16 protein-coding genes are annotated in these 18,187 nt (G+C 36.0%); 2 read left to right on the top strand and 14 right to left on the bottom strand.

Features of this window, described 5'->3' with window-relative positions:
• Nucleotides 1-18 precede the first annotated feature (18 nt).
• From FLUTA_RS13580 to FLUTA_RS13540, 10 genes are all read right to left on the bottom strand, one after another.
• Complete coding sequence (locus FLUTA_RS13580; protein WP_013687455.1) at nucleotides 19-1,290, bottom strand: T9SS type A sorting domain-containing protein; 1,272 nt, start codon at nucleotides 1,288-1,290, stop codon at nucleotides 19-21.
• Nucleotides 1,291-1,400: 110 nt separating this feature from the next.
• Nucleotides 1,401-2,036: a LuxR C-terminal-related transcriptional regulator gene (locus FLUTA_RS13575; RefSeq protein WP_013687454.1), complete on the bottom strand. Its 636-nt coding sequence runs from the start codon at nucleotides 2,034-2,036 to the stop codon at nucleotides 1,401-1,403.
• 77 nt (nucleotides 2,037-2,113) lie between these two features.
• The gene (locus FLUTA_RS13570; RefSeq protein ID WP_013687453.1) at nucleotides 2,114-4,714 is read right to left on the bottom strand and encodes a hypothetical protein; all 2,601 of its coding nucleotides are present in this window, start codon (nucleotides 4,712-4,714) and stop codon (nucleotides 2,114-2,116) included.
• Nucleotides 4,715-4,723: 9 nt separating this feature from the next.
• Nucleotides 4,724-5,764 (bottom strand): amidohydrolase family protein, encoded by a 1,041-nt coding sequence (locus FLUTA_RS13565; RefSeq protein ID WP_013687452.1) that lies wholly within the window; start codon nucleotides 5,762-5,764, stop codon nucleotides 4,724-4,726.
• 112 nt (nucleotides 5,765-5,876) lie between these two features.
• Nucleotides 5,877-6,227: a DUF4870 domain-containing protein gene (locus tag FLUTA_RS13560; protein ID WP_013687451.1), complete on the bottom strand. Its 351-nt coding sequence runs from the start codon at nucleotides 6,225-6,227 to the stop codon at nucleotides 5,877-5,879.
• Between the two features lie 91 nt (nucleotides 6,228-6,318).
• Nucleotides 6,319-7,272, bottom strand: coding sequence for a signal recognition particle-docking protein FtsY (gene ftsY, locus FLUTA_RS13555; RefSeq protein WP_013687450.1), 954 nt, complete (start codon nucleotides 7,270-7,272; stop codon nucleotides 6,319-6,321).
• A gap of 81 nt (nucleotides 7,273-7,353) precedes the next feature.
• Nucleotides 7,354-7,506, bottom strand: coding sequence for a DUF4295 domain-containing protein (locus FLUTA_RS21180; protein WP_013687449.1), 153 nt, complete (start codon nucleotides 7,504-7,506; stop codon nucleotides 7,354-7,356).
• Between the two features lie 83 nt (nucleotides 7,507-7,589).
• Nucleotides 7,590-7,778 (bottom strand): 50S ribosomal protein L33, encoded by a 189-nt coding sequence (gene rpmG, locus FLUTA_RS13550; RefSeq protein WP_013687448.1) that lies wholly within the window; start codon nucleotides 7,776-7,778, stop codon nucleotides 7,590-7,592.
• Between the two features lie 44 nt (nucleotides 7,779-7,822).
• A complete protein-coding gene (gene rpmB / locus FLUTA_RS13545; protein ID WP_013687447.1) occupies nucleotides 7,823-8,059 on the bottom strand; it encodes a 50S ribosomal protein L28 in 237 nt (78 codons plus the stop codon).
• Nucleotides 8,060-8,128: 69 nt separating this feature from the next.
• Nucleotides 8,129-9,385 (bottom strand): competence/damage-inducible protein A, encoded by a 1,257-nt coding sequence (locus tag FLUTA_RS13540; protein ID WP_013687446.1) that lies wholly within the window; start codon nucleotides 9,383-9,385, stop codon nucleotides 8,129-8,131.
• 59 nt (nucleotides 9,386-9,444) lie between these two features.
• Between FLUTA_RS13540 and FLUTA_RS13535 the strand changes: the two genes are divergently transcribed.
• Together FLUTA_RS13535 and FLUTA_RS13530 are read left to right on the top strand one after the other, a co-directional pair.
• Nucleotides 9,445-10,188 carry a DUF4197 domain-containing protein gene (locus FLUTA_RS13535; RefSeq protein WP_013687445.1) on the top strand — a complete coding sequence of 248 codons (744 nt, stop codon included), beginning with the start codon at nucleotides 9,445-9,447 and terminating at the stop codon, nucleotides 10,186-10,188.
• 72 nt (nucleotides 10,189-10,260) lie between these two features.
• Nucleotides 10,261-11,124 carry a nucleoside phosphorylase gene (locus tag FLUTA_RS13530; protein ID WP_013687444.1) on the top strand — a complete coding sequence of 288 codons (864 nt, stop codon included), beginning with the start codon at nucleotides 10,261-10,263 and terminating at the stop codon, nucleotides 11,122-11,124.
• Here the strand turns inward: FLUTA_RS13530 and FLUTA_RS13525 are convergent.
• From FLUTA_RS13525 to FLUTA_RS13510, 4 genes are all read right to left on the bottom strand, one after another.
• On the bottom strand, nucleotides 11,121-11,522 hold the full coding sequence (locus FLUTA_RS13525) for a hypothetical protein (RefSeq protein ID WP_013687443.1): 402 nt from the start codon (nucleotides 11,520-11,522) through the stop codon (nucleotides 11,121-11,123). The two genes, FLUTA_RS13530 and FLUTA_RS13525, sit on opposite strands and share 4 nt — an antisense overlap.
• Nucleotides 11,523-11,702: 180 nt before the next feature.
• Entirely contained in the window at nucleotides 11,703-13,802 is a 2,100-nt protein-coding gene (locus FLUTA_RS13520) for a PKD domain-containing protein (protein WP_013687442.1), read from the bottom strand.
• A 3-nt stretch (nucleotides 13,803-13,805) separates the two neighbouring features.
• Nucleotides 13,806-14,231: a hypothetical protein gene (locus FLUTA_RS13515; protein ID WP_013687441.1), complete on the bottom strand. Its 426-nt coding sequence runs from the start codon at nucleotides 14,229-14,231 to the stop codon at nucleotides 13,806-13,808.
• A gap of 376 nt (nucleotides 14,232-14,607) precedes the next feature.
• A complete protein-coding gene (locus tag FLUTA_RS13510) occupies nucleotides 14,608-17,988 on the bottom strand; it encodes a methylmalonyl-CoA mutase family protein (RefSeq protein WP_013687440.1) in 3,381 nt (1,126 codons plus the stop codon).
• Nucleotides 17,989-18,187 lie beyond the last annotated feature (199 nt).

Below are 18,187 nucleotides of genomic sequence, written 5' to 3'. Positions count from 1 at the left end.
TTAATTTTAATCAAAAGATTAGTGTTGTACAACCAAACGTTGAGTTGTTGTTGCAGCTCCGTTAGAAACTTCAACTAAGTAAACTCCGTTATTCAAGTTTTCAGTAGAAACGTTGATTGTTTGCAAACCAGTTGAAGTAGTTGTGTTTTCAGAAACTACTTGTCCTGCCATACTCAAAACTTTAACCGTTGTATTTGCTTTCGAATCAATCACAACCGTTGCAATAGTGTTTGCAGGGTTAGGATAAACTGAAATGAAAGTAGATGCATCTTCATCACCAACAGAAAGCGTTGTCAAGTTTTGTTTTGTGAAAACGTTCATATTGCTATTAGCCCCTGAACCTGTTGTAAATTTCGTAAATACCACTTTCCAGATATTTCCATTAGCAACTTTCACAAAGTAAACTACATCTGTAGGAACTGTTGCTACTGGTTGTGCTTGTGCATTCTTCCAGTTGTATCCAATTGCATTTGTCAAATTACTGAAAGTTTGAGATTGATAATCCTCATAAGTTGCAGGATCAACTGGAGAAACTTTTACCGCTTGAACTCCCACATTGTTTAAGATACCAAAAGATCCATATTGTGACCCTGGAGAAATTGCTGCTGGATATTGCAAGAATGTGAAATCCCAATTAGCTGAAGCAGGCTCACGATCTACAACTGTATTTGTATTGATTTTGTAATAAACGAAGTTTTTAGATCCATATGGAGTAAGCAACAAATTTTGTGTAGTGACTGTCGTAGCATTCCCTAAATCAGCAGAAAAAATCTCATATTTACCTTGTACAGAAAGTAAGTTGACATAAAATTTCTTTACTGAATTATCTGCATATTTCACAACAAAAATACGGCTAGCATCTACATTATGAGTAGTCATGTTGTAAGTTCCAAAACCATAATCAAACTGTCCTGGTCCTGCTGCACGGTTCAATGCACCTTCAGCCCAAGTTGAATCGTTATTTTTTAATTCTGTTAACGCACCAAAATTTACTGTTGCCAATGTATCAAATGAATTTGCAGGTGTAGCATTCGGAATCGCATATAAAGTACCTACTTTGTAGTTAAATAAGATTGTAGCAGTTAACGGAGAATTTTGACTTGCAGAAGAAGCCAATGCGATATCCCAGTTTGAAGAAACTGCAGTTCCAGTTTCATCATTTTGCAAACTATACCAAATGTTGTTTGCATATCCTACCCCTGTAATTACAGTATCAGTTATAACTGGTCCTTGTGCCATAACATTTGACAAAGAAATAAGTGCTGCCGCGCTGAGTAATATTTTTTTCATATTGTTTTATTTATCTTTTACTATTTATATTATTTCTAAATAACTAATTGCAAATCTACCCTGTAAACTAATTTTCCACAATCACCAAAATCAGCGGAAAAAACTACCCTCTAGAAGGTATTTCTATTTTTGAACACCTGATTTTCCATTTCAAATAAGAGAAGTTCAGATAAAGACTTCACTTTTAATTTTTTAAAGCAATTTTTTCTATGTGTTTGAACGGTATGCGGACTTAATCCCAACTCAACACTTATTTCCAGCGTCGACTTACCGTTCAACAGCGATTCAACAATTTCAATTTCGCGTCTTGTTAGATTAAATTGGGTTGGAGAACTTGGTTCTTCATCTTGATTCAAGATTTTATTCCAAACCAACTCGCAATAATAATTTTGATTGTGTAATATCTTTTGGAAGGCATCCTTTAACTCTTTAACAGAAGCATTCATATCAATGAACCCAGAAATACCATTTGTAACCAATGTGTGTAAATTAGAAACATCACCTCCAACAATCAAAATCACTTTAATACTTCCTGAATCCTCTTGATTCGCTAGTAAATCTTGCTCTATCTCTGAAAAATTATCGTGAAAATTATAAACTACAATTTTTTGGTCTTTCGTGGAGTTCGCAGCGTGAATAGGATTTCCAGTATGCCATTCCACGGTAATATCGTCAAAAAGAATACTCAATAATTCCTTGAATCCTAAGCTGATTAATTGAGTACGACTATCAAGTGACAACAACATGTTAAATAGAATAATTCTAAATAGCAAAATTGCGGTCTATTCAATGATTTTGCAATACCACAAAAAAGGTATCTTAATTACCTCTGTCGGATATGTCCTTTTTTTTCAGTTGGAATCATTAAAACCCAGGTATACAAACCAATGAAATGAGAATCAAAGTATCCTTTATTTTTGAACAGTTTTTTGGGAATATAAATTCGTCGTTCTTCGTTCAAACCTTTCACAGATGACTGTGGGGCTACCCCATCTTGCAAACAAGGCGCATCTTGGTTGGATTTATAGAGGTTACTGCCATATTGCCAAACCTGATTCCATTCTTTTAAGTTAACTGTTCCTGCAGATGCGTTTTCTGGAGCTAAAATATAGTATGATCCAAAATTGATTTTACCTCTTACTTCGTTGATCAATCCTTGTGCATACGCAAACCCCATACTGTGTGCAACAATATACAAGGTATCATTCTTGGATGTATTCGGTAATTCATTCAGCATTTGAACTAAATTTCGCCCCGCAATACGCCCACCGTTTTCTCTAATTTTAAATCCTTTTTTATTTGATTTTGTTGCCAACAGCTTAAGTGTCTTAGCCTGTTTTGATCCGAAAAATCGAGAACCAACGGTACTAGTCGTGTAGCAAATATGATTTTTATTATCTGCACATCTTTTTGGATAAATGCTTGAATTAGTACTAAAATTGATTAAACTTCTGTGATTAGAAGTTGCCACGGAATGATGCCCATCTGCATAGTAATATTCCGTTGGATTGATTCTCATTTTGAATGCATCATCAATTTGCTTCCAAGGATGCCAATAAGAATAGCGGTCTTCAGTAAACAAACGATTCAACGAATTGGGAAACTCTAACCCATTGGAACGAATATCTTTGAAATTCTCCTCAAATGAACTTCCTAAAGATGTTGGTCGATAGCCATTCACAAAAATTAAAATGCGTTTGGGTGGATCTTCCAATTCCAATTTTTGGGTCAAATCAACACCTAAATGATTATAAACTTGGTCTCGTAGCCATTTTCCTTTCGGTGAATAAATCTTCACAACCATGTAGTGACTTTTTGCAACAATTGGTTCTGGCAAAAGATTCGTTTTTAAGGAATCAGAACTGGATATCAATCGAAGTTTCATTGGAAGATTATCTTTCCCAATATTCATTTTAAAATAGAGTACTTTCTTGCGTTCGTAGAGAAAATAATTATCTTTTCGTTTTATAATTAGTTCCGAACCTATCTGCTTTTCTTCTAATTTGGAAGGATGATTATTGGAGAACAACAAATCAATTACTTCTTTCTCCTTTAATCCATTATAGGATTTGATGATTCCGTCATTAACTTCGAACCAAGAATATCCTAAGTCAACCACTTTAATTAAAACATAGGAAATAACAATTATTCCAGACCATTGAATAAAACGTGAAAGGAATGAAACTAAACGCGGTTTTTTCAATTTCGATTTTAAGAATGCCCTTAATTTTCTGAACCCATAAATCAACCCAACAAAAGATATGATTACACTTAAGAGATGGAGGCTATTGAATGGTCTCGATTTGATTCGAAAAATGGTTTTGAATAAAAAATTATCAATTTGGAGATGGTAGGAATATGTGTTTTTTTTCATTGGACGAATAACCGAAGCTAAAAAATTGGCATTCTTAATCAGAATTGTTCCGTCTTCTGTTTGTTCAAATAAATAGTACGCGATTAAACCATTATTCGTCACAACATCCTCATAATCATCTACTAATGAATAAACTCCTGGATTATTATTGACTCGAATCCAGTCTTGTTGTGATAAAATAAGTTTCCAATCATTGATTCTTTTTTCTTTTGCAAAAGGAATATTGACAAATCCTTCCAAATACTCTTTCGTCAAAGCTTCAGCTAATAAATTTGCATTCTGATTATCAGCCAAAAAACCCAATGCTTTATTCTTGACCATAAAACCTTTCATTTGCTGATTTACAAATCCTGGCACGACGAAGAAAAGTAATGAATTCGACGGTTTATTTTCGATTAAATAGGTATCCCGAATATTTCGCATTTGATCGGTATACTTCAGTCTACTTGCGCTTGGATTTTCGAACAATTTGGTTTTATCGAACTCATCTATCTTAAATAATTTCTCGACGGTTATGTTGAAATGAACATTTGCCCCTCGAAATTGATTATTCAATACCTCTTCAAGACTATCCGAATTGATTACAATTGGCACCAATGGAACAATTCGAATTTCTTGTTCCAGCACAGGTAGAACAGATACATCCAGAACTCCAATTAATTGATTCCTGTATCTCGCCTGAACTTGATAATCTTTATTCGAAGCTTTTAATTGAATCAAACATTTTGAATCGGAAATTCGGATAACTTCCAGCGGATTAGAATGGGCCGAAAATTGAATGGAATCAATAGAAGGAATTCGATTTAGATTGATCACAAAATTGACAACATCTGTTTTTCCTATTCCAACCGTTTTAGATACTTTAACCTCCTCTTCACCATTTTTAGCGGGGATTATTTGTTCGTGAAATCCAAATTCTTGCTTTCTATTTTTAATAAACCTCCCAATTTCAACAAATCGATTACGGCCAACAGAATCAGGTTCAGCTTGTGAGAAGCAATCTGTTATTTGAGTAAAAACAAAACATAAAAGAAAGAATATTCTTAGCATTATTGAGGATTAAATGGACGTTTTCCCTAACCAGCGCAATACATTATCATACCATATAGCATCTGATTCTTTTTGCTCGAGAATCCCCACTTGAACTGCAAAGTCAATTACTCTTCCTGGATAAGAATTTGCAACGCCTTCCATTTCACCTAAAGGATAAGGATCATCCAATCCTGAAACAATTTGAGAAGAACCAACGCGTATTTTCAGTAATTGCAACGTGTAAGAATCGTGAACCAACGTATCAAAAAACAAATTGGGATGCCCTAAACTTGCTCGTGGATCACGCGTTTCTGTAAACAAATCAGGTCTTCCATCAAAACCTTGCAATCTTCTACCATAATTTGCCTGACCTAACATACAACCATGCGCAAAACAAGTTCTAATATTTGGGTATTTATTGACAAAATCCAATAGCGAGTACATGTGTAGGGTATCAGCAGTTTGTGCCATCATCCACACCAAATGAAAACGCCAATAAATATCTTTCAACGCAACCATCTTCTCTCCATCATATGGATGAATTTCAATCGCTAGATTATACTCGTTAGCTAAATCAAAAATGGGCAGAGTTGATTCATCGACAACAGACAACCATTCATTTTTTTTATTTAAGAAATGAGTAGGCAAACACAAAACCGTCATTTTCAAATCTTCAACAGAACGTCTCATTTCATTTAAAGCATCATCCAAATGAAGTGGTTGCACAACAAACCCGCTGGTGAATTTATCTGGTCGGCGTTCTTGTACACTTGCATTGAAATCATTTTGCCATCTAATTGCATCGTAAGAATCTTGTTTGGACCAGCCATTGCAATAAACTTGAGAAAGATTCAACATCACACCATGATCAATTGCATGCCTTTCCATCCATTCAATCTTATCATCAAAAAAGAAACTAGGATCAGTAATTGGTCTAGCCCAATCATCTTGTCTCATGAACTTTTTATCGTCATCAATCCAAAATAATTTTTTCTCACGCATGAATCTTGGAATTTCCGAAGGTTCAGGTAAAATATGCCCATGGCCATTGATTTTTAGTTTCTGCATGCTTGTTTGAATCTTTACATCAAATTTAGGAAATAGAAGGTAACTCTAATAACTCCTGAAAAAGAAAAGCTAAAATCATTTTGGAAAATAAAAAAACAACCTATAAATCAATCTATTCAAACATATCTCCGAGCATCTTTTCACCAGACTCACCTACCAGTGGAATATATCTCTTTTCGCCTCTGACAGCTGATACAATCAACATCAACCAAATCAAAAACAAAATTAAGGACAGAATATTAATCCCAATTATTCCAATAACTGGGATAAAAAATAAAATAGTTGAAATAATGCTTATAGCAGCTCCAATCAACATCAATAAAAGCATTTGTCTTAAGTGAAATGCGGTGAAATGCTTAACGTTTTCTTCTTTAGACGAAGCCTGAATAATAGCTACAATCCACCCAATAAGAGTACAGTAGGAAATTATTGCATACGTTTTATTAATTGGAATTTGATTCATTGTGCTATAAGTACAACAAATATACTTCAGTCAATTAAATGATTAGTTCACAATTAGTAAATAGCTAGTTTAAATGTTTGACGTTCAATTATTAGCCAAAAATAGACGAAACAAATTCCTCTTTATGAAAAACTTGCAAATCTTCTATCCCCTCACCAACACCAATAAAACGCACAGGAATGCTCATTTGATCAGAAATCCCGATGACAACACCACCTTTAGCAGTTCCATCTAACTTTGTAATGATTAGTCCCGTTAAAGAGGTGGCTAAGGCAAACTGTTTAGCTTGTTCATAAGCATTTTGACCAGTAGAACCATCCAATACCAATAAAATTTCGTGTGGTGCATCAGGAATAACCTTTTCCATCACCCGTTTTATTTTAGAAAGCTCGTTCATTAAATTGACCTTATTATGTAACCTTCCTGCTGTATCTATGATTACAACATCCGCTCCTTGTGCTTTAGCAGAACTTAATGCATCGAATGCTACAGAAGCTGGATCAGCCCCCATTCCTTGATGTACAATTGGAACACCAACTCGTTCGGACCAAATAATTAATTGGTCAACGGCCGCAGCTCGAAAAGTATCTGCAGCACCTAGCACTACTTTCTTTCCTGATTTTTTAAATTGATTTGCTAATTTACCGATTGAAGTAGTCTTACCTACCCCATTTACTCCAACAACCATAATTACATGGGGATTACCATTATGGGCAGGAATTGTGTATTCACTTGGTCCATCGCTATCATTTTCAGATAAGAGATTCGCAATTTCTTCTTTGAGAACTTTATTTAGTTCATCGGTTCCTACGTATTTATCTTTCGAAACACGTTCGTTAATGCGATCAATAATTTTCAAAGTGGTATTTACTCCCACATCCGAACTGATTAGAATTTCTTCCAACTCATCCAGTACCTCATCATCAACTCGGGATTTACCAACTAATGAACGAGTTAATTTACCAAAAAAACTTTCTTTAGTTTTTTCGAGTCCTTTATCAAGTGTTTCTTTATTTTCTTTCGAAAACCAACCAAATAATGCCATAGTTCAAAAATACAATAAAAAAACCTCTCTGCTGTGGCAGAGAGGTTTTAAAACAATATCGAGTTTACAACTTTTAAAGAATTAGGCTTTTGTAAAAAAGTCTTTTACTTTATCGTTGTGAACAATTTCTTCTTTAAATGTGAAAGAACCTTTATCAGACTTAACCATCTTGATTACTTTCGTATGCTCTTTTCCTCCACCTTTTTGTAGGGATGCTACTACTTTCTTTGCCATGACTTATTAGTTTTATGCTTGTTTTAATTTGAAATTTATTTCGTCAGAGACGACAATCAAATCAAAAGCAATGCTTTTTCTTCTTACTTAATTTCTTTATGAAGGGTATAACGCTTCAATACTGGATTAAATTTCTTAATCTCCAAACGATCTGGCGTGTTTTTACGATTCTTCATCGTGATATAACGAGAAGTTCCCGCCATTCCAGTTTCTTTGTGCTCTGTACACTCTAAAATAACCTGGATTCTATTTCCTTTTGCTTTCTTAGCCATTTTTTTATTCTTTATGATTAATCACTTTCGTGACCGAATCAGGATTATTTCAAATACCCTTTTTCACGTGCTTCTTTCATACACGCAGAAATACCTTTCTTATTAATTGTTCTTAACGCAGATGCAGAGATCTTTAATGTAACATACATATCGTCCTCTGGAACGTAGAACTTTTTGGTTAACAAGTTTGGGTAAAACTTGCGTTTGGTTTTGCGGTTTGAGTGAGAAACATTATTCCCTACCATTACCGACTTTCCTGTTAATTGACAAACTCGTGACATTGTATATTATTTTTTTCCTAATTCTAAAAGCGGGTGCAAAGAAAAGTATTTTCCAACAAATAAGCAATATTAATCGTGCTTTTTTTCAATATTTATTCCTAAAATTTCGCAACGCAACATATTTAAAGCAGTTAGCACAGTCATTTGAACGGTTCTTTGTCTATCTGTACCGAAAAGAAATTTTCTAGAAATCTTTCTTATTGGACCATCAATTGCAATCCAAACTGTACCTACTGGCTTGTCTTCACTTCCTCCTAATGGACCAGCAACTCCAGAAACAGAAATGGACCAATCGACCCCTAATTCGCTCTTTCCTCCTGTAGCCATTTCAAGGACAACTTCCTCTGAAACCGCACCAAAATTAGTCAAAGTTTCTGACTTCACCTTCGAAAGCTTTATCTTCAACTCATTACTGTAAGTTACAAATCCTCCCAAAACATATCCTGAAGATCCAGAAACGCTTGTTAAACTAGCTAGAATATTTCCTCCTGTACAACTTTCTACCGCACCAATTGTCTGTCCATTTTTCAATAATAACTTCCCAACAACCTCAGGCAATGTTTCCTCTTCTTCACCATACAGATGTGTTGGAATCATTTCATTCAATTGATTTCCATAAAAAGCAACTCGATTCAAATTTCCAGAGCTCGAACTAACTCTCAATTTAACCATTCCTGGAGAAGGTAAATAAGCTAAATCAAGTCCTTCTGCTCGCAATTCATTTTCCCAATCAATTAATCGTTCAGCTAAAAAAGACTCTCCAATACCTTGTGTCAAATAGGTTTTTTGAATGAGCTTTTTTACAGGAAACCGGTTAGTCAATCTTGGAATCACATGTGTTTCAAACAAATACTTCATTTCATAAGGCACACCAGGCATTGAAACAAAAATTGTATCTGAATTTTCGAACCACATCCCAGGAGCTGTTCCTTGCTCATTAAACAACACTTCACAAGCTTCCGGAATCATTGCTTGCATTTTATTTACTTCCAACATGGGTCTATTTCTTTTTATAAAAAAAGACTCAACATGCTCTAACACATCTTGATTCAACACCAATTTCGTATTGAAAAAATCGCAAAGTACTTGTTTGGTAATATCATCTTTCGTTGGACCAAGCCCACCAGTGATTAAAACAACCTGACTTCTTTCCTGAGAAACCTTCAATGCATGCGAGATTGCATCCCAAGTATCGGAGATTGTTACAACGTTCGCAACCTTGATCCCTTGAATAGCTAATTGCACCCCCATCCACGAAGCATTTGTATTAATTGTTTGTCCGATAAGGAGTTCATCTCCAATGGAAATAATTTCAACATTAATCATGGTACTATTTTTGAGCTATGGACAAAATTATTCTTAAGTTTGAACATAAAAAATATTCCATGAGAAAATTCACAACAATCTTAGCAAGTGGTAGCCTTATTATCAGTTTAGCAGGTTGCGATACGATAAAAGAAGCTGCTAGCACCCTAAATACCGGAACAGGAAGTACAACTGCTCCTGCACTAACAAATGGAGAAGTCATTTCTGGTTTAAAAGAAGCTTTGACTGTTGGGATTCAAAACTCTGTGAATTTAACGTCAGTAACGGACGGATTCTTAAAAAATGATGCCATTCGCTTGCCATTTCCTCAAGATGCAATCAAAGTGAAAGAAAAAGCAATGGATTGGGGCTTAGGAACTCAGGTTGAAAAGTTTGAGACTACTCTAAACAGAGCAGCTGAGGAAGCAACAAAAGAAGCATTACCTATTTTTAAAGACGCTATTCTTGGAATGAGTATTTCCGATGGATTCAGTATTTTAAATGGAGGAGAAGGCGCTGCAACCAAATTTTTGAAAGACAACACAACAACCAAATTGGTTGAAGTATTTTCTCCAAAAGTAAAAGAAGCAATTTCTAAAGTGAAATTAACGGAATACTGGAATCCACTCATTACGAAATACAACAGTGCTATGAGCTTAACAGGTGGACAAAAAATCAATCCAGATTTGAATCAATACGTCACTGAGAGAGCAATTTCAGGCTTGTTTCAAATGGTCGAAAAAGAAGAAAATAAAATTCGTAAAGATCCTGCAGCACGCGTTACAGATTTGCTTTCTAAAGTTTTTGGAAGCATCAAAAAATAATTGAAAATGAAGAATTTAAAAGGTACCTTTCCGTCGTAGCTGACTCAGTTACCTTTTGAATTTTGAATTATTATGAAGTATCCTGCATCAGAACTTGTATTAGATTCGAAAGGGAATGTTTATCATTTAGGCATTTCCCCTGAAAACATTGCCCCAACAATTTTACTTGTAGGAGATCAAGATCGTGTTGCTCTTATTTCCAGTTTTTTCGATAAAATTACGCATCAATCCAAACACCGAGAGTTTGTTTGCCACACAGGAACTTACAAAGGAAAGCAAATCACTGCTTTGTCGACAGGAATTGGCACAGACAATATCGATATCGTTATCAATGAATTAGACGCATTGGTAAACATAGATTTAACAAATCGTCAAGACAAAAAAACGACAACATCTCTGAATTTGATTCGCATAGGAACTTGCGGAATTCTTCAAGCGGATATTCCTGTTCACAGTTATTTGTTATCGACACATGCTATTGGAATTGACAATGTTGCACACTTCTACCCGATTGAATTCAACACACAAGAGAAGTCGATAGCCAAACTTTTAGACACATTCGTTGGATTTCCTGAAGAAATAACGCCTTATTGTTCAGAGAGCTCTCCTAGCCTATTAAAGATCCTTGAAGGACCTCAAACCTATTCAGGAATTACCGTTACTAGTTCAGGATTTTATGCACCTCAAGGACGATCACTTCGTTTAGGAACAAGAACCCAAGACATTAATGAAAAACTAGAACAATTCGAAGTAGACCAACACCGTGTAATCAATTTTGAAATGGAAAGCTCGGCATTATTCTCACTCGGAAAAGCAATGGGACATCAATGCGTGACTATTTGTCTAGGAATAGCCAACAGGCCTTTAATGGAATTTAGCAAAGGATATGAACAAGAAATGAATGATTTAATTAAATACGTTTTAGACCGCGTTTAATTTTTCTTCACTGGATATTTCTTCGCATACTCTTCCGGGGTTAAATCAGCTCCATTATTATCATCCAAAATAGTTACTTTAAAAGTCGTTTCACGCACCTTCACGTTAAGCTTGACCAATTTGGTTGGTCCAATTTCCTGAACAACCTGAAACCAGTAATAACCATTACTCCCATTCAATAAATCTTTTCTCAATTGTAATGAAATTTTCTGATTTTTAGAGAGCGCAACTTCTTGTAAATCTTTGACAATTTTTAGATTTTGCACCAAATCATACGCTTTGTAATCTGGTGTCTTCTCGGCTACATCCACTTTGACTTTTTCGGCTTCTTTTTCTCCACAAGAGGATACAGCTCCAATCGCTAATAAACCAACCAGTATTCTGAATACGTTCTTCATTTTCTCAATATTTATCCCAAAATAGGGAATATATTTCAGTTGAAAGACATTCAAATGTTATCAAAACAAAAAAGACCGATCCGATATTTTTCGCAACAAAAAAGCCTCCATCGGTTGATGAAGGCTTCAATTTAGTTATTGTCAGCTGTGGCTGACGTATATCGAAAGCAGTGCTTTCTCTTATTGTTTGACTAAAGAATAAACTTTAGAACCATTTTTAACAATGTAAACACCCGATCTCAAAGAAGAAATATCCAATACCAATGTTCCGTCACCTTGTTTGAATGATGTTACATTCACGCGAATATCTTGACCCATCGCATTCAACAATTGAAAAGTACTCAGTGAAACGATGTCTCCTTTGAGAGTTACCAAATCCGTAGCAGGATTTGGGAAAATAACCAGATCACTGACTCCTGCAACATCAATATAAACTGATTCCATTTCATGAACACGTTGCTGCCCGTCAAAATCTATTTGCTTCAACCGGTAATAAGAAACTCCGTTCAATGGCATCTGATCCACCGCTGAATAATCTTTTACTGATTCAGAATTTCCTGCTCCATCTACGATCGCAATTTCTTCCCAGCCATCAGCACCACTCACAGATCTTTCGATCACGAAATAATCATTGTTTTGCTCTGAGCTTGTTTCCCAGTTCAGATTTACGGAATTATTATTAACTGCATCTGCATCAAAACTCACCAAACCGATTGGCAAAGAAGCACCGCAATTCACCGTAATACATTGCGGAGCGGTGTAAGTACAACCGAAGTTATCTGTTACGCTGTAAGTGAAACAAGGCGTTCCTTGATTGGTTGGAGTTACGTTTGCAGTTGTTGCACTTGTATTTGAAAGCGTTGTAGCTGCAACCCAGCCTTGGGAAGCAATGGTTGGTGTATATGACGATGCAGATAAAAGAGTTGCATTGAAATTGACATCCCAATTAAAAATATACCCATTATCAGAACCAATATGGTCAGTAACTTCAATAGTCCAATTTCCATTCAACGGACAACCAATCAAATTTGAAAATGGTTGGAAAGGCATATAATTTCCAGCAACCAAAGAGTTACCTGCTGATGGAAGTGTAACAGGAGTAGTGGTTCCACTTACTAAAAAGGTAGTTGCTCCTGGGGTGAAACAATATTGTGTTCCAGTACCAGGCCCGAGAATCAAATCATCATCAATGGGATTTCCAAGGAAAGTATTTGAACCACCTTGTGTATAATCCTTCAAACTTACACTTTGTCCATTTGGACAAATTATTCTAAAATCCAAATCTCCTAAATAAGAATGCTCCATTGTTAAGCAAACATTTATTATATCAGATGTCGAGGTAACAGTCGCTGTTGGGCTGTAGCAATTCGTTGTAATGGAAGTGGTATACGAAACTCCAGATCCATCGGGCAAGAAAGTGGTTCCTGAAACAGGAGGCGTACAGTTTACCGTAAAAGGATTCATTGTTACCGTTGCGGCCAAAGCCGAAGTTTGATTCGTACACAAGGTAGAAGGAGTTGCAGACGTACTGATCGTCGGTGTCGTTGACACCTGGATATTCCGGTTAATGGAGTTCGTATTTGTACAACCATTAGCATCTGTTACAATTAAATTAGCCAAATAACTTCCTACGGCAGGATAGGTGTAATTGATATTAGCACCAGCAACTGTCACTCCGTTACCCATACTCCAGGAATAAGTTGCACCTGTTCCTGAAGTACCGAATGTTCCACTTCCCACTAAATTGATGCTTTGTCCCTGACAAATCCGAATAACTCCATCACCTTCAGGAGCTTCATTAGAGCTTACCCAATTTGAAGTGATTGTTTGACAAGGCGGTGGTATACAAGACAAGGTTGCAACCCACCCCGTATTAACTATCGAAACATCCGAATGAAAAACAAATGTCAAACATCCAGTTGCATTGGTAGCTGAAGCGGTAAACGTTGGAGGCAAAGTAGTTCCCGCGTAAGTACCTACTAATGGTGCTGCAATTGAATTACCATCATATATCCTCAAATTATCACAACATGATTCAGTAGCAAATGTAGAAAAGACAATTTTTAATTTAGCACCAGCTGTAGACGGACAAATAGTCATTGTGATATCCTGATTAATAGCGTAATCGCTATTTCCCCCGGGATCTAAGAAGGTAGCACTGCATGTAGCAGTACTTCCATTAGACATTGTAATGGTTTGTGACCAGCTTAAATGAATGTTTAAAGTCATTAGTAAACCTATAACACTTACTTTGCGAAGAATTGATGTACTATTTCTCATGGCTTAGTTAAATTTATTTGGACGGATTACCATGATATAATTGGTATTATCAATACGAATAACCTGCGTTTTATCTGAAAAGAAATCAATATTGTATGCCATAGGATTAAAGCTTGCTACATTGAAGTTTTCAAAATTTGCTCCCTGAATCGAAGGGTTAACTTTTGCCATTAGGGGAAATGAAGATAACAGGGGGTATTTCTCATACTGATCCTGAGCAATCATTTGGTATTCAATACGCTCAGTCATCACTTTACCGTATACAGTTACGAGATCAGGATAATTCTGAACAAATTGACTTCCGTGCACATATCCTACACGACTTGCGATTTGCTCAGGAGTTAACTCTTGTGTAATAGTCTGTCCATAGGAAAGAAAACAAAACTGGAGTAAAATGAGGGAGAGAATCCCCTTGAGTAGTAAATTCATAATAATAGTTCTATTGTTGTAAAGTCAGTTAAATATAAATGAAATAAACTGTAATAAACTATAACTGAAATGTTAAAAATAAGAGCAAATTTTGAATGTTTTTTTAGCTAAAAAAATAATCGATCAATATTCCAAAATAATCATCAAAAAGTCATTTTTAAAGAAATTCAACAAAAATGTCACGAAAAATAACAATGAAAATAATTGAAAATAATTTTCTAAAAAATCGATTTTAAACAAAAAAAGCTGAATTCGGAGTCCGAATTCAGCTTTTCACATTATCATGCTATCAATCATTGTTTTACCAATGAATATAATTTAGAACCGTTTTTCATTCAATAATCTCTCTAATTTTAAAGAGACAAAATATCAGAAATCACATATTTCTTCGATATTGTCCTCCAACTTCAAATAATGATTTTGTAATTTGTCCCAAAGAAGCATATTTACAAACCTCCATTAATTGCTCAAATAGATTCTTATTTTGGATTGCTGAGATTTGAAGTTCATTCAACATTTCATCCAATTTATCTTTGTGATTCGAATGAAGAATTCCCAACATGGTAATTTGATACTCTTTTTCCTCTTCTGAAGCACGAATGACTTCTTTCGGCTCAACTGTTGGAGATCCTTTCGAACTCAAGAATGTATTCACTCCAATAATTGGAAATTCGCCATTGTGTTTCAAGGTTTCATAATACAAGGATTCCTCTTGAATTTTTGAACGCTGGTACATCGTTTCCATTGCTCCTAAAACTCCCCCTCGCTCTGTGATGCGATCGAATTCAGTCAATACCGCTTCTTCCACCAAATCAGTCAATTCTTCAATGATAAATGAACCTTGTAATGGATTCTCATTTTTTGCTAATCCCAACTCACGGTTAATGATTAACTGAATAGCCATTGCTCTTCTTACAGATTCTTCTGTAGGAGTTGTAATTGCTTCATCATAAGCATTTGTGTGCAATGAGTTACAGTTATCATAAATCGCATACAATGCTTGCAAAGTGGTACGAATATCATTGAAATCGATTTCCTGAGCATGCAATGAACGCCCAGAAGTTTGAATATGGTACTTCAACATTTGTGCACGTGGATTCGCTGCATACTTTTTAGACAATGCTTTCGCCCAAATCCTTCTTGCAACACGACCGATCACAGCATATTCTGGATCAATTCCATTGGAAAAGAAGAACGATAAGTTTGGTCCAAAATCATTGATATCCATTCCACGGCTCAAATAGTATTCCACATAGGTGAATCCGTTTGCCAAAGTAAATGCCAACTGTGTAATCGGATTTGCTCCTGCTTCTGCAATATGATAACCAGAAATAGAAACAGAATAGAAATTGCGTACTTGTTTTTCAATAAAGTATTGCTGCACATCCCCCATCAAACGCAATGCAAATTCGGTAGAGAAAATACACGTGTTCTGAGCCTGATCTTCTTTCAAAATATCCGCCTGAACCGTTCCTCTAACTTGTTTCAAGGTTTCCACCTTAATTTCGTTATAAACATCTGCAGGAAGTACCTGATCTCCTGTTACACCTAACAAGAACAAACCTAAACCATCATTTCCTTCTGGAAGTGGTCCTTGATAACTAGGTCTCGAAATTCCTTTCGAAGCATAAATCGCTTTAATTTTAGCTTCAACATCTTTCTCTAAATCGTTTGCTTTGATATATTTCTCACAATTCTGATCAATTGCGGCATTCATAAAGAATCCGAGCAACATGGGAGCTGGTCCGTTGATTGTCATGGAAACAGATGTAGCAGGATGCGATAAATCAAATCCTGAATACAACTTTTTCGCATCATCCAAACAGCAAATAGAGACTCCAGAATTACCTACTTTTCCGTAGATATCTGGACGTAAATCTGGATCATTTCCATATAAAGTAACGGAGTCAAATGCCGTAGAAAGTCGTTTTGCAGGCATTCCCAAACTCACGTAATGGAAACGACGATTAGTTCTTTCTGGGCCACCTTCACCCGCAAACATACGTGTTGGATCTTCTCCTTCTCTTTTGAAAGGGAATAATCCAGATGTGTATGGAAATTCTCCGGGAACATTTTCTTGCAATGACCAACGTAAAATATCTCCCCAAGACTTGTACTTCGGCAAAGCTACTTTTGGAATTTGCGAATGAGACAATGACTCTGTATGAGTTGCCATTCTCAATTCCTTATCGCGCACCTTGAAGATAAATTCAGGAGCTTTATAGGTCGCTTTTTTAGCTTCCCATTTTTGTATGATATCCCAATTGTGTGGATCTAAATTTCGTTTTTCGTTTTCTAAAGCCTCTTGAACGCCTTTTACTAAGCGATCTTTATCTTCCATGGAACTAGCTGCGATTGTTTCAATCGATTTTGTCAATCCATATAACCTTTCAGCAACTTCCACTTGTTTGTCAACCCACTTATCAAATCCGCGGTTATTTTCAGAAATCTCAGAAAGGTAGCGCGTTCTATCTGGTGGAATCACAAAGATCTTTTCAGACATTTCTTTGGTGATTTCAAACTTAGACTCCAATGGCGCTTGTGTTTTTTCTTTCACCTTATCCATGATTACTTTATACAAAGTATTCATTCCTGGATCGTTGAACTGGGAAGCAATTGTACCAAAAACAGGCATTGAATCTACTTGTTGCTCCCAAAGATTGTGGTTGCGTTGGTATTGCTTACGCACATCTCTCAAAGCATCCAAAGCTCCTCTTTTGTCAAACTTATTCAATGCAATAACATCTGCAAAGTCCAACATATCGATTTTTTCCAATTGTGTTGCCGCTCCATATTCTGGAGTCATTACATACAATGACACATCTGAGTGATCTAATATTTCCGTATCGGATTGACCAATTCCAGAAGTTTCCAGAATAATCAAATCGTAGTTCGCTGCTTTTAAAATTTGAATGGCTTCAGCAACGTGTTTCGATAAGGCTAAATTCGATTGACGTGTTGCCAATGAACGCATATAAACACGGCTATTTTTTATCGCGTTCATTCGGATTCTATCTCCCAATAATGCTCCACCTGTTTTTCTTTTCGATGGATCAACTGAAACGACTGCAATTTGCTTGTCCGTGAAGTCCATCAAAAATCTGCGAACCAACTCATCTACCAACGATGATTTTCCAGACCCACCTGTTCCTGTAATTCCTAAAACAGGAACATCATTCTTTGCAGCAATTTGATGTACTTGTTCCATAATTGGAGCAGCCATCTCTGGATAATTTTCTGCAGCAGAAATCAATCGAGCAATCGAAGGAACGTGCTTTTCAGCCAAATGATTGATTTCGCCGTTCAATACATCTCCAACTGGATAATCCGAACGCTCCACCAAATCATTGATCATTCCTTGTAAACCCAATGAACGGCCATCATCCGGATGATACAAGCGTGTGATTCCGTAATTTTGTAATTCTTCAATCTCAGAAAGGAGAATAGTTCCTCCTCCTCCTCCGAAAATTTTGATATGTGGAGCTCCCTTTTCCTTCAATAAATCATGCATGTATTTAAAATACTCTGTATGCCCACCTTGGTAAGATGTCATTGCAATTGCTTGCGCATCCTCTTGAATTGCAGTATCCACAACTTCTTCCACAGAACGGTCATGACCTAAGTGAATCACTTCACAACCAGTAGATTGAATGATACGACGCATGATATTGATTGCTGCATCATGTCCATCAAATAAAGATGCTGCAGTAACAATTCGGATGTTGTTTTTTGACTTGTAGGGTGCTTGTTGCTCCATGTAATCGTTTTTTGTTTTGTAACGCCTCAAAGATAAGCCAAAATAAGAGTCTGCCGCGGCAGACGAAAAAAAATATCCGCGGTGATGGATAATGAGAAATTAAAGGCAAAAAACTGCTTAAGTGGTCATTTCTTCCATTCTTTGGTAGTTATGAGTCATCAGAAAGCGCTCTATTTGTACTATCAATCAGGATAGTTGT

Origin of the sequence: Fluviicola taffensis DSM 16823 (genome assembly GCF_000194605.1) — a bacterium.
Classification (GTDB): Bacteria; Bacteroidota; Bacteroidia; order Flavobacteriales_D; family Crocinitomicaceae; genus Fluviicola; species Fluviicola taffensis.
This window is presented reverse-complemented; position numbering and strand designations above follow the sequence as displayed.